Here is a 13,276-nt window from a genome sequence, read left to right on the forward strand (position 1 = left end):
GTGAAAACGCAACGTGGCTGGCGACCGGAAACATCGTGCCGACCCGATTTGCAACCAGCCGTAACCGCCGAGCCCGCCCGCGAGAATACGGATTGCTTTCACGCGAATGACAGGATGAAAACCGGCCGGAGCAACAGGCGACACGCGGGCACCCGGCACGATCGATAAAAGCCGAGCCACGCCGAAAAAAAGGGCGGCTCGTCGCCGCCCTTCGTCTTACCGCCCGCCGCCCGCCGGCGGCGCACCGGAGGCCGATTCGAACAACGCATCCGCCCGCCCGACGCGCACGAAGCGCGCCGCGTCGTCGCCATCGACCAGCGCGCGGAAATGCGCGTCGCCGCACGCGAGCTTCGCGCGCTCGTGCTCGCTCGGCACGTGGCCGTCGGCATTCGGCGTATCGACGACGAAGTACAGCCGCTCGCCGCCGTCCTGTTCCGCAAGCACGGCCCAGTCCGGGTGATAGCTGCCGAGCGGCGTCTGCACGCGGAACCACGCCGGCAGCTTCGCGTACAGCTTCACGCCGTCGTGCGCTTCGAGCGCATCGGCGAACGCGCGCTCGGCGTCCGTCTCGCACACCACCGCTTCGTGGATCGACTTGCGCGCGTCCGGCCGCAGGTTGCGCAGGTAGCCGGTCAGCGCCTCGCTCTCGAACGATTCGAGCGCATGCACGTGGCGCTCGCCGAGCTTGCGGTACGCGATGCCCGCGACGAGCGCGAGCCGCTTGCAGCGGTTGATCGCATCGGCCGCGACCGCGATGAACTGCTGCGGATTCACGCGGAAATCGTCGAGCCGGCCGCTGTCCGCGAGGATCGTCGCGAGCGAGCGACGCGTGAGCTGCGTGCGGTCCTGCAGCTCGGTGAGCAGGTCGGGCAGCGGCAATTCGCCTTCGTCGAGCAGCACGGTGCCGGCGCCGGCCACCTCGATCGCCTCGATGCCGGCCTTGCCGATGTCGATCTCGGCCTTGCGCCACTGCAGCCGCGCCCGTGCGATGTCCGGCGCGTCGCGCAACGCGGCCGTGCAGTCGCGCACCAGCTTCGCGTTGTCGAACTCGACGCGGTACACGGTGCGATGGCGAATGCGATCCCACAGCGCGCGGAAATCCTCGCCGAACACGACGGCCTTGCCCGACGCATCGCGCCGCAACGCGATCGCGCGGCGCTCGTCGGCGTTGCGCACCGCGAAGCGGCCGGACAGCTTGCGCAGCGTCGCGACGATCGGCGCGCGCAGCCGCTCGAACGCGTCCGGCAGCACGAGCGCGCTCTGGCGCAGCGCATCCTTCAGCCGGTCGAGCACCTTGCCCTGCGCGTCGACGTAGCCCTGCTCGTGCAGATGGTTCCACAGCACGCGCGACAGCTCGATGCCGAGCGCATGCGCGGGGCCATCGTCTTCCTGCACGGGCAGCGCCGCGAACTGGTGTTGCTCGACGATCCCGAAGCGGATGCCCGTATCGGCCTCGATTTCCTTCTGGAGATTTTCCGCGAACGACTCGTAGCGCTCGGTCGCGATCACGGTGAGCGTGTTGACGCCCGCGTCGCGCACGCGTTCGCCGTCCTGGTCGACGGCGAGGCGCAGCCCGCGGCCGAGCGTCTGACGGCGCTCGCGTTCGGTCTGGATGTCGCGCAGCGTGCATATCTGGAACACGTTCGGGTTGTCCCAGCCTTCCTTCAGCGCCGAGTGCGAGAAGATGAACTTCAGCGGCGTGTCGAACGACAGCAGCGCTTCCTTCTCGCGCATGATCAGGCCGTATGCGCGCTCCGCGTTCTCGCGGGCCGCCGCGCTGCTTTCGCTCGTGTCGGTCCAGCCGCCCTTGCGGTCGATCGAGAAGTAGCCGTTGTGCGCACGCTCGACCTCGAGGGCGATGTCGACGCCGTCGAACAGCGCACGGTAGGCCGGTACGCGGGCCGCGCGCGCATATTCCTCTTCGAAGATCAGCGCGTAGTCGCCCTTCACGGGCATGCCGTTCTCGTCGTAGCGGCGATAGCGCTCGACCGAGTCGACGAAGAACAGCGACAGCACCTTCACGCCGCGCTCGGCCAGACGCAGCTCCTTGTCGAGATGCTCGCGGATCGTGCGGCGGATCATCTCGCGCTGCACGGCGAGCGTGTCGATGTCGCCGAACGCCTCGCCGAGCGACAGGAACGCCTCGCCTTCCGGATGGCGCAGCTCGACGTATTCGGCGCCCTTGACCGCATGCACTTCGCCGATCCGCAGCCCCGCATACAGCGCGCGCTTGGTCAGGCGCTCGAGATCGTCGCCGTCGGTGGCCGACACGATCTGGCGCTTCACACCGGCCGCCGTCGCGACGTCGAGTTCGACGCGCGCGCTGATCGCGCCGCGCCGGTTCGACACGCCGACGAGCCGCACGTACGGCTTGTTGTGCGCATCCTCGACGATCGCCGACGCGATCTCGATCTGCTTGACGAGCTTGCGCTCGTACGCGTCGACCGCATCGAGCCGGTACACCATGTGGTGACGGTCGACGTGGGTGGCCGAATAGCGCAGCGTGCAGAGCGGCGCCATCGCGGCGAGCGCTTCGCGCCCGCGCCCTTCGAGGCCGCCGTCGACGCTTTGCGGCTCGTCGACGATCACGATCGGCCGCGTCGCGCGGATCAGGTCGATCGGCTTCTCGCCGCCGGTCTTCTCGCTGTCCTTGTAGAGGTTGTTGATCTCTTTCTTGTTGATCGCGGCGACCGTCATCACCATGATCTGGATCGCCGCGCTCGCCGCGAAGTGGCGCACCTGGCCGAGCTTCGCGGAGTCGTACAGGAAGTAGTCGTACGGCACGCCCGCGTACAGCGCGCGGAAGTGATCCTCGGTGATCGCGAGCGTCTTGTGCACGCCTTCCTTGATCGCGATCGACGGCACGACGATCACGAATTTCGTGAAGCCGTAGCGGCGGTTCAGCTCGAAGATCGTGCGCAGGTACACGTAGGTCTTGCCGGTGCCGGTCTCCATCTCGACGGTGAAGTCGCGCGAGCCGGGCAGGCCGGACGGCGGCAGCCCGCCGCGCAGCTGGACGTCGGCGAGATTGCGCGCGAGCGCGTCGTCGGTCAGCGACAGCCGGTTGCCGACGCCTTGCTCCGACACCGCGAAGCCGAGCGAGCCTTGCGCGGCGGCCGTCGTGCCGGGCGCGGCGTTCGCGAGCACGCTGAAGTCGCCGCGATACGATTCCTGGCCGCGAAACAGGTCGCACACGGCGTCGATCGCCTCGCGCTGGTAGTCGAGATCCGCTTCGAAATGCAGCCGCATCACAGGCTCCGCACGCGCTTCACGCCGTGCTGTTCGAGCAGCGCGGCGAGATTGAGCTTCGCGACGTCGTCGACGAAGCCGCTGTCGCGGAACAGGCACGTGACGTCGCGCGACGCGCCGGTAGCGTCGAGCAGGTCGACGATGCCGTCGGCGAGCGGGCCCGCGTCGTCGCGCGACAGGCGCGCATCGAAGCACGCGACGATCGCGCGGCCGATCAGGTGCACCGTCTTGCCGGCCACCTGGTGATGCTCGACCGGCGTGCACAGATCGAGGCCGAGCTTCAGCGTCAGCTCGGCGAGCAGGTCGTCCTCGGTGCGCCCGGTCTTCACGTGTTCGACGGACGCGAAGAGCGCATGGTCGAAGTCGTCGCGGCGCGGGTCCCACTCGATCACGTTGGTCGTGTCGAGCCGGTACACGCGAAAGCCGAGGTCGCCATAGCTTTCCGGATAGTCGCGCGCGACCTGCTGCGCGGCGCGGCGCAGGCGTTCCTTCGTGATTTCCGCGAGCGTCAGCGGCTTTTTCAGCTTCGCGCAGAAATCGGCGGCGGCCGTCTGCGTCTTGTCGCGGCGGTCGAGCGCCTCGGGCAGCTGCACGAGGATGTAGCGGCGCGCGCCGCCGTCGGTCGCGTTCACCTGCATGACAGCGTGGCCGGTCGAGCCGGAGCCGGCGAAGCAGTCGAGCACGATGTCGTCGCCGCGCGTGCACCAGCCGATCACGGCCGCCGCGAAGTCGACCGGCTTCGGCAGGTCGAACGGGATGCCGAGCGTCTTCAGCAGCGCGTCGTCGGAGCCGGCGAACGGCAGCACCGACGGCACGTTCTCGTACATGTTCTCGTCGAGGTAGTAGATCCGCTGCGGCTGCGTGGTTTCATCCGGGCCGAATTCGATCTGGCCGCGTTCGAGCAGCGCCTGCATCGTCGCCGGCGGGTTGCGCCAGCCGCGCGCCGGCATCGCGCACGGCTTGCCGGTGACCGGGTGGATCAGCGGCGTGAAATATTCTTCGGGCGCCTTCTTCTTGTTCGGCCAGGCCATCGACACGAGGCGGTACACGCGGCCTTCCGCGGACAGCCGGTCGTACATCACCTCGCCGCCGGACAGGTTGGTCTGCGCCTTCATCCACGCGCGGTACGCCTTCTGCGCGTCCTTCGGGTTGCCACTGCGGTACACCGCGTCGTGCGCGGCGTCGAGCATGCGCTGCGCGTTGCGCTTCGGGCGCTTGAGCGGCGCCCGTTCGAGCAGCGTCTCGGCGTTGCGCGCGAACAGCACCAGCGATTCGTGCTGGTACGCGACGCCGCGCGCGTCGCCCTTCGGGTTGCGCTTGTCCCACACGGCCACGCCGAGCTCGTTTTCCTCGCCGAAGATCTCGCGCAGCATCAGCACCAGCGCATGCACTTCGTGCTCGTCGATGTGCACCGCGATCAGCCCTTCGTCGGACAGCAGCGCGTGCGCGAGCTTCAGGCGCGGATACATCATGTTCAGCCAGTCGGTGTGGAACCGGCCGTTCGCCTCGGTGTTGGTGCTGCGCTTCACGCCGGCTTCGGTCTGGCCCGTCATCGCCAGGTAGTGGCGGATGCTGTCGCTGAAGTCGTCCGGATAGACGAAATCGCTGCCGGTGTTGTACGGCGGATCGATGTAGACGAGCTTCACCTTGCCGGCGTAGCTCTTGTGCAGCAGCTTCATCACGTCGAGGTTGTCGCCCTCGATCACCAGATGGCGCGTGTCGTCCCACGCGACGCTGTCGTCGGGGCAGGGCCGCAGCGTGCCCGTCGACGGCGTGAGCGCGGCCTGGCGCGCGGCGCGCTTGCCGTGCCAGTGGAAGCCGTAGCGCTCGTCGGCGTCGCCGACCGTGCGCTCGCCGACCAGCGCCTTCAGCACGTCGACGTCGACCGACGCGCCGTGCGGGCCTTCGGTCACGAGTTCGGGGAACAGCGCCTTCAGGCGCGCGACGTTGTCGGCGGTGAAATCCGTCGACATCGCCTGCGGGCTGGCCGCATCGAGTTTCTGCATCGTCTTTTCCATCGGAACCCGGCCGCGCGCGCCAGGACGTCGGGCGCGCTCACGGCACCGGCGGCAACGGCCGCCCGGGCAAACCCGAAACGCTAGCGAGTCGGTCGGCGCAGGTCAAGCGCCGATGTGGGCCGGGCGCGTGCGCATCGGCCGCGATCGCCCGCCGGACGGGCCGCGAGCGGGTTCGGGCCGGTTGTCGCGCGGGGCGGCCGGCGGGCGCGCGACGGCGCCGCGAAAAGGCTGAAACAGGACGAAAAAAAGGGCACGGTCGACGCAAAGCGCCGGCGTGCCCGCATGGAGAATCCCGGATGGAGGGTGCGGCAGGGCCCGGCGGGCCCCGCCCGGATGACCGCCTCGGGTCAGAAGCGCGTGCGGATGCCCGACGTCAGTTCGAGCTGGTTCTTCGCGCCGAACGTCGACGACACCGTGTAGCCGCCGTGCAGCTTCATGTAGTCGCCGGCCAGGTACACCTCGGTGCGCTTGCTCAGGTGATAGAACACCGACCCGTAGATCGTCTCCTTGAAACCGTTGGCGACGCCGTTGGTCAGGCTGAACGCGCCGAGGTTGGCGTTCGGCGTGAAGCCGTCCGCGTTGTTCGCGGCGTTCTTGATGCGCATCTGCTGGTAGCCGAGCTCGTAGTCGAGCGCGCCCTTCGGCGCGATCTTCATCGACACCGTCCACGAATCGTCGTGACGCTGGCCGAGCGGGCCCTGGTCGCCGTTGTAGCGGAAGTAGCCGGCATTCAGGCGCACGATGTCGAACGTGTAGTTGCCGCCGACCGAGAACGTCTGGTTCCGGAAGCCGTTGTGGTTCACGTGGTTGTAGAAGCCCGACACGGCGAACGGCCCGCCGTTGTAGCCGAGCGCGGCCTGGTACGCGGAGCCGGTCGCGAACGACGTCGAGTTGCTGAACTGGTAGCCGGCGCTCGCGAAGATGCCGTTGCTGAACAGCTTCTTCCACGCGATGCCGTTGTTGTAGCGCGTGCCGGTCGGGCCGGCCGCGTAGAAGATCATCTGCTTGAAGTTGTTCGAGTTGGTCCAGCCGCCTTCCTCGGTCGACAGCTTCGCGGAGCCGTACGCGTCGCCGTAGATCGTCGCCGCATCGCGTGCGATCGTGTTCTGGAAGCCGGCCGTCAGCTTGCCGAAGCGCTCGTCCTCGACGCCGACCCACGCGTCGCGGTCGAAGATCTGGCCTTCGTCTTCCATCTGGCCGTTCGCGACCACGAATTCGCTTTCCAGGCGGAAGATGATCTTCGTGCCGCCGCCGATGTCTTCAGCGCCTTTCAGGCCCCAGCGGCTGCCGCTGAACCACGGTTCGCCTTCGTTGCCCATCCCGATCACGTGCTTGCCGTTCGCATCGGCATGGGTCCGGTAGGTCGGAAAGCTCAGGTCCATCAGGCCGTAGAGCTGCACGCTCGACTGCGCATGCGCGTGGCCGGCGCACAGGCCCGCCGCCGCGATGGAAAGGGCAAGGGTTTTTCGTTTCAAGATCGTCTCCTCCGAGCTGCCGCATTGAAATCCTGTCGTTGGCAGTACGTAATGTATGCCGACTCTTGCCGGCCACAGCGAGCGGGCCGACGCATAGCATCGTAGAGGGGGCAATCCTTCACGGCGCTTTCCCGGCGGAAAGAATCGGATCGGTGAAAACACCGAACGCGCAGCCATCACGGATCGGGCACGCGTGCGGAAGCGGTTCTGCCGGACGTCGGGCAGGCTTCGATGATGATTCGCGCTACGAATTGATGTGCGGAAGGCGGGAAGCGCGCCGCGTCAATCGTGCGCGCTCTTCATGCGCAGGATGTAGCCGAGCCCGCGCAGCGTGATGATCTCGGCCGTGCTGCCGGCGAGATGCTTGCGCAGCCGGTGGATGTAGATGTCGATCGCGTCGGCGCTGGGCTCGTCGTCGAGCGCGAACACGCTGTCCATCAGTCGCGCCTTCGACACCGTCTTGTTCTGCTGCAACATCAGCGTTTCGAGGATCGCGTGCTCGCGGCGGCGCAGCGCGAGCACCGCGTCGCCACAGCGGAATTCGCGCGTGCCGAACGCATAGACGAGGTCGCCGCACACGAGCTGGGTCGTGCCGACGCCGGCCTGCCGGCGGATCAGCGCACGGATGCGCGCCACCAGCTCGCGCGACTCGAACGGCTTCACGACGTAATCGTCGGCGCCCGCGCCGAAGCAGTCGACCTTGTCGTCGACCGAGCCGTGCGCGGTCAGCATCAGCACCGGTACGTTGTCGTTGCGGCGCCGCAGCCGCGCGAGCACTTCCTTGCCGCTGATGCCGGGCAGGCGCATGTCGAGCAGCACCGCGTCGTAGCGTTCGGTCTTGAGCACCGTGTCGGCCCGTTCGCCGTCGCCGACGCAGTCGACCGCGAAATCCTCGCCGCGCAGCAGGTTCACGATCCAGTGCGCGAGCTCGGCGTTGTCTTCGACCAGCAAAAGTTTCATGACGGCGTTCTCTTCAATCGAAAGCGGGCAACCGCACGGTCACGACGACACCGCGATTGCCGGGCCCCGGCGCGAGCGACACGCTGCCGCCGTGCGCCTGCGCGATCTCGCGGACGATCGCGAGCCCGAGGCCCGAGCCGTCGGTGTCGGCCGACACGCGGTAGAACCGCTTGAATACGTGCGGTCGCGCTTCGGCCGGGATGCCGGGGCCGTCGTCGACCACGTCGAGCACGATCGCCTCGCCGTCGCGCCGCGCGCAGACCGTCACGCAGCCGCCCGGCTGGGTGTAGCGCACCGCGTTGTCGACGAGGTTCATCACCAGCGCGGTGAGCAGGCTGTCGCTGCCCGCGACGTCGAGCCGCTCGCCGAGATCCGCGCCGAGGTCGATGTCACGCCGCTGCGCGAGCACGATCGTCTCCTCCAGCACGCTCGACACCACCGCGGCCAGGTCGACGCGCTGGGTCAGGAGCGTCGACGGCGTCGCTTCCGCGTGCGCGAGCAGCAGCAGCTTGTCGGTCACGTCGGCCATCTTGCGGCTGCTGCGCTGCATGCTGTCGAGCACCGACGCGAGTTCACGATCGTCGTTGCCGCGCTGCTGCGCGTACTGGATCTGCGTGTCGAGCACCGCGATCGGCGTGCGCAGCTGGTGCGCGGCATCCGCGATGAAGCGGCGCTGCGTGGCCGTGTGCGTGTTCAGGCGCGCGATGCACTGGTTGATCGCGTCGACGATCGGCCGCAGTTCGTATTGCAGCCGCTCCGGGCGGATCGGCTCGAGTTCCATCGGCCCGCGGTCGGCCACGTCGTCCTTCAGCTTCATCAGCGGGCGCAGCTCGAAGGTGAGGCCGAGATAGACGAGCACCACCGCGAGCACCAGCATCAGGGACAGGCGCACGAGCTGCGGCCGCCAGATCGTCGCGACCATCGCGCCGTACGAACGCGTCGTTTTCGCGACGACCACGGTGACCGTCTCGACCTGCCCCTCGTCGTACAGCTGGCGGTCGTAGGCCACCGCGCGCAGCGGCACGCCGTCGAGCGACGTGTCGTACAGCGTCGGCTCGATGCCGTGCCGCGCGGGCAGGTCGAGCGCCGGATTGCCGGCGAGCAGGCGGTCGTGGCCGTCGATCACCTTGTAGAACACCGAGTCGCCCGACGGCGATTCGAAGATCTCCAGCGCGGCGGGCGGCACATCGGCCGCCGGCCGGCCGTTGCGCCATTCGACGTCCTCGCCGATCGTGCGCGCGGACGCGACGAGCGCGCTGTCCTGCACGAGCGCGGCCGTGGTCCGCGCGGTGTCGTACGACATCGCGCCGGCGATCAGCACGAATACCGCGAGCGGCAGCAGCAGCCACCACAGCAGTCGTCCGCGCAGGCTGTGCGCCATCCTGTTGCGCTCCTTCCCGGAAATGCCGAACCGCGCCGGGGTCGCCGGCGCGGTCGGGGTGTCATGTCAGGCGCCGGCGGGCGGCGTTCAGAACGCCGCGGGGCGCCACTTCAGCAGCCGCTTCTCGATCCGCGTCAGCAGGTAGTCGGCGGCCAGCGCGACCACGGCCAGCACGATCATCGCCGCGAACACGCCGCTCGCGTTGAACGCGCCCTGGGCGGTGGAGATTAACAGCCCGATCCCTTGCTTGGAACCCAGGAATTCGCCGACCACCGCACCGACCAGCGCGAAGCCGAAGCTCACGTGCAGGCTCGCGAGAATCCAGGAGAGCGCGGACGGGATCACGACCGACGTGGTGATCTGCCGGCGCGACGCGCCGAGGATCTGCGCGTTCGCGATCAGGTAGCGATCCGCTTCGCGCACGCCCTGGAACGCGTTGCCGAACACGACGAAGAACACCATCACGACGGCCAGCGCGATCTTCGACGCCATCCCGAGGCCGAGCGCGATCACGAACACCGAGCCGAGCACGACGCGCGGAATCGAGTTCGCGATCTGGATGTACAGGCCGAACACGTCGGCCATCAGCTTGTTGCGGCCGAGCACGATCCCGCAGATCACGCCGGCCACCGAGCCGATCAGGAAGCCGATCGCGGTTTCCTCGAGCGTGACCCACACCTGCGTGAGCAGCGGACCCTGCGACGTGCCGTTCACGAACCAGTCCTGGATCTGCGCGAAGATCAGCGACGGCATCGAGAAGAAGAACGGATCGATCCATTTCAGCCGGGCGGCGAGTTCCCACCCGCCCAGCACGATCACGAGTACGGCGATCCGCAGCGTGACGATCAGCGTGCGCCGGCGGCGCAGCCGGCGTTGCGCGGCGCGCTCGTCGTTCTCGAGCGTGGTCGCCGGAAGGGCGGTGGTGGGAAGCGTCATGTCGGTCATGCTCCTGTCCTTGCTGTTTCTTGCCGGTGCTTGTCGTGCGGCGTATGCGTCAGCCGATCTGCACTTCTTCGCGCAGGTCGTGCCAGATGTCCTTGGAAATTTCGATGAAGCGTGCGTCGTAGCGCACTTCCGACATGACGCGCGGGCGCGGCAGGTCGATTTCATACACGCGCTTGAGCGTCGCGGGGCGGGCGGTCAGCACGAACACGCGGTCGGCGAGCGCGATCGCTTCCTCGAGATCGTGCGTGACGAACACGACGGACCCCTTGTTCGCGGACCACAGCTGCAGCAGCTCGTCCTGCATCAGCGTGCGGGTCTGCATGTCGAGCGCGGAGAACGGCTCGTCCATCAGCAGGATCTCCGGCTGGTTGATGAAGGTCTGCGCGAGCGCGACGCGCTTTCTCATCCCGCCGGAGAGCTGGTGCGGGTAGTGTTTGGTGAACTTGTCGAGGCCGACCTTGCGGATCCACTCCTCGGCCTGCGCGTACGCGACGTCCTTCGAGCGGCCGCGAAACAGCGGGCCGGCCGCGACGTTGTCGATCACGTTGCGCCACGGGAACACGGCGTCGGCCTGGAACACGAAGCCGATGCGCGGGTCGATCCCGTCGACCGGGCGGCCCATCACGCGGACTTCGCCCGACACGGGCTTGAGCAGCCCGGTGATCAGGTTCAGCGTGGTCGACTTGCCGCAGCCGGTCGGGCCGACGATCGCGATGAATTCGCCGCGCGCGACGCTCATGCTGAAGTCGCGCAACGCGACGGTGGCCTTGCCTTCCGGCGAAATGAAGCGGCACGACACATTGCGAAACTCGATCGCCGGTGTGCTCGGGGAGACTGCCTGATTCATCGCATCGATCCTGCGGGTGAGGAGGGCGTCGCAGTGGCGGCGCCGGGCCGGTCAACCGGGCCGGAACGGGGAACGCCCGGCGGCGGGATCGCCGCCGCCGGCGTCGCGGCTTACTTCGCGTTCACGAAATCGTTCGTATAGGTGCGCGCCAGGTCGATGTGCTTGCCCTCCACCGACGGGTTGAACGCCGACAGCACCTTCAGCACGGTCGCCGGGCCGTCGGCCGGCATCTTGCCGTCGGCCGTGTACATCGGCAGCGACGCCTTCAGCGCGGCCACGTACAGCGCCTTGTCCTTCTGGTAGTCGGCCGGCATCTTCGCGGCGATTTCGTCGGCGCTGTGCGTGTGGATGAACTGCATCGTCTTCGCGAACGCGTGCGCGAGCTTGGTCGCCTCCGCCTTGTGCGCATCGGCCCACGCCGACTGCACGTACAGGCTCGCGGCCGGGTAGGTGCCGCCGAGCGCGGCGCGCGTGCCGTCCAGCGTGCGCAGGTCGACCAGCACCTTCGCGTCGCCCATCTTCTCGAGCGCGGACACCGTCGGCTCGGTCGTCATCCCGGCGTCGATGCGGCCCTGCTTGATCGCGGCGATGAAGCTCGCGTCGGCGCCGACCGGCAGCATCGTGTACTGCGTCGACGGCACGCCGTGCTGCAGCGCAAGGTATTGGGTGAGGAAGCTCGTCGACGAGCCGAGGCCCGTCACGCCGAGCGTCTTGCCCTTCGCGTCGGCGATCGACTTGAAGGTCGGCGCGGCCTTGGTCGAGACCATCTCGACTTCGCCCGGCACCTGGCCGAACACGGCGATCGCCTTCACGTCCTTGCCCTTGCTCTGCAGGTCGATGGTGTGATCGTAGAAGCCGACGACGCCTTGCACGGCGCCCGCGAGCAGCTCGTTCTCGGCGTCGACGCCGGCCGGCTGCGACAGCAGCTCGACGTCGAGCCCTTCGGCCTTGAAGTTGCCGAGCTCCTGCGTGAGCCGCGCGGGCAGGTAGATCAGCTTCGCGATCCCGCCGACCATGATCGTGATCTTGCCGCCGTCGTCGGCGAACGCGGGATGAGCGGCGAGCGCGCAGCTCAGGCTGGCTGCAACGGCGAGGGTGCGCAGGATGGGTCGCATCGGGGTCGTCTCCTTCGTTGTATTCGTATGGCGCGATGCTTGCTGCATCGTCATCACGAGTATAGGGAGGCGAAACCTTCCGCAACCTTTCGCGGGTCGGCGGTTCGTTTAGGGGTTTTCCAGCAACGGGGGCGGAATGGGGGCGACCGGCGCCGAAGCGGGTCGACAGGGGACCGCGGGGCGTCTAGCGCCAGCCGAGCAACACCCGCCCCATCGCATCGAGCCCCATGTCGAACAGGTGCGACACGAACGGCACCAGGTTCGGCACCATCAGTTGCACGAGCAACAGCCCGACGAGCATCGTCACCGGAAAGCCGACCTGGAATACGCCGATCTGCGGCGCCGCGCGGTTCAGGATGCCGAGCGCGAGGTTCGCGATCAGCAGCGCCGCGACCACCGGCAGCGCGAGCAGCAGCCCCATCTCGAACACGACCGCGCCGAAGGTGGCGAGCGTGCGCCAGCCCGGCGCGTGCAGCAGGTCGCCCGACACCGGCAGCGACTGGAACGACGCGGCGAGCGCCGCGAACATCTGCAGGTGGCCGTCCACCGCGAGGAACGCGAGCATCGCGACCGCGTTCAGGAAACGGCCCATCACGGGTGTCGCGCCGCTCGTGTGCGGATCGAAGAAGGTCGCGAAGCCGAGGCCCATCGACAGCCCGATGAAGTCGCCGGCCGCCTCGACGGCCGCGAACACGAGCTGCATCGTGAAGCCCATCGCGACGCCGATCAGGAATTGCGTGACGAGGATCCAGATGCCCGGCGCGGAGAACACGGTGACGTCCGGCATCGCGCCGAGCGTCGGCGCGACGACCAGCGCCATGAACGCGGCCAGGCCGATCTTCACGCGCACCGGCACCGCCGCGTGGCCGACGACGGGCGCCGTCGCGACGAGCGCGAGCATTCGCACGAACGGCCACAGGAACGCCGTGAGCCAGCCGTTGAGCTGCGCGTAGGTAACCGAGAACATCGTCGCGGAACGGGGCTGCCGGCGCGCGGCTCAGCCGACGCCGAGTGTCGCGACGTGCAGCAGCGTCTGCCGCAGGTAGTCGAGCATCGTCGTCAGCATCCACGGGCCGGCGATCACGAGCGTCGCGGCGACCGCGAGCAGCTTCGGGATGAACGACAACGTCGCTTCGTTGATCTGCGTCGCGGCCTGGAACAGGCTCACGACGAGGCCGACCGCGAGCGCGACCAGCAGCAGCGGGGCCGCGAGCAGCAGGCCGACCATCATCGCCTGATGCGCGAGCGTCATCACTTGTTCGGGCGTCATCGCGTGATTCCTCCGC

General features: G+C 68.1%; 10 protein-coding genes. All 10 read right to left on the bottom strand.

Features of this window, described 5'->3' with window-relative positions; all coding sequences use genetic code 11:
• Window positions 1–216: 216 nt before the first annotated feature.
• The 10 genes from KU887_RS00180 to fliQ all read right to left on the bottom strand — a co-directional run bounded on the left by KU887_RS00180 (window position 217) and on the right by fliQ (window position 13,260).
• Complete coding sequence (locus KU887_RS00180; RefSeq protein WP_006487322.1) at window positions 217–3,249, bottom strand: type III restriction-modification system endonuclease; 3,033 nt, start codon at window positions 3,247–3,249, stop codon at window positions 217–219.
• A complete protein-coding gene (locus tag KU887_RS00185; protein WP_034178472.1) occupies window positions 3,249–5,267 on the bottom strand; it encodes a site-specific DNA-methyltransferase in 2,019 nt (672 codons plus the stop codon). The genes KU887_RS00180 and KU887_RS00185 overlap by 1 nt, the downstream gene beginning before the upstream one ends.
• 347 nt (window positions 5,268–5,614) lie before the next feature.
• Window positions 5,615–6,742: a porin gene (locus KU887_RS00190; RefSeq protein ID WP_077190321.1), complete on the bottom strand. Its 1,128-nt coding sequence runs from the start codon at window positions 6,740–6,742 to the stop codon at window positions 5,615–5,617.
• A gap of 282 nt (window positions 6,743–7,024) precedes the next feature.
• Window positions 7,025–7,702: a response regulator gene (locus tag KU887_RS00195; protein WP_006491276.1), complete on the bottom strand. Its 678-nt coding sequence runs from the start codon at window positions 7,700–7,702 to the stop codon at window positions 7,025–7,027.
• A 13-nt stretch (window positions 7,703–7,715) separates the two neighbouring features.
• Window positions 7,716–9,083 (bottom strand): sensor histidine kinase, encoded by a 1,368-nt coding sequence (locus KU887_RS00200; RefSeq protein WP_258251532.1) that lies wholly within the window; start codon window positions 9,081–9,083, stop codon window positions 7,716–7,718.
• An 87-nt stretch (window positions 9,084–9,170) separates the two neighbouring features.
• Window positions 9,171–10,019, bottom strand: a complete 849-nt coding sequence (locus KU887_RS00205; protein ID WP_258251534.1) for an ABC transporter permease — start codon at window positions 10,017–10,019, stop codon at window positions 9,171–9,173.
• Between the two features lie 58 nt (window positions 10,020–10,077).
• Complete coding sequence (locus tag KU887_RS00210; protein WP_006491292.1) at window positions 10,078–10,875, bottom strand: ABC transporter ATP-binding protein; 798 nt, start codon at window positions 10,873–10,875, stop codon at window positions 10,078–10,080.
• Window positions 10,876–10,985: 110 nt separating this feature from the next.
• A complete protein-coding gene (locus tag KU887_RS00215) occupies window positions 10,986–11,990 on the bottom strand; it encodes an ABC transporter substrate-binding protein (RefSeq protein ID WP_258251537.1) in 1,005 nt (334 codons plus the stop codon).
• 184 nt (window positions 11,991–12,174) lie between these two features.
• On the bottom strand, window positions 12,175–12,957 hold the full coding sequence (fliR, locus tag KU887_RS00220; RefSeq protein WP_006491278.1) for a flagellar biosynthetic protein FliR: 783 nt from the start codon (window positions 12,955–12,957) through the stop codon (window positions 12,175–12,177).
• Between the two features lie 30 nt (window positions 12,958–12,987).
• Window positions 12,988–13,260 (bottom strand): flagellar biosynthesis protein FliQ, encoded by a 273-nt coding sequence (gene fliQ / locus KU887_RS00225; protein WP_006491272.1) that lies wholly within the window; start codon window positions 13,258–13,260, stop codon window positions 12,988–12,990.
• Window positions 13,261–13,276: the final 16 nt, after the last annotated feature.

This window comes from Burkholderia sp. EMB26 (assembly GCF_024730645.1).
Taxonomy (GTDB): domain Bacteria; phylum Pseudomonadota; class Gammaproteobacteria; order Burkholderiales; family Burkholderiaceae; genus Burkholderia; species Burkholderia cenocepacia.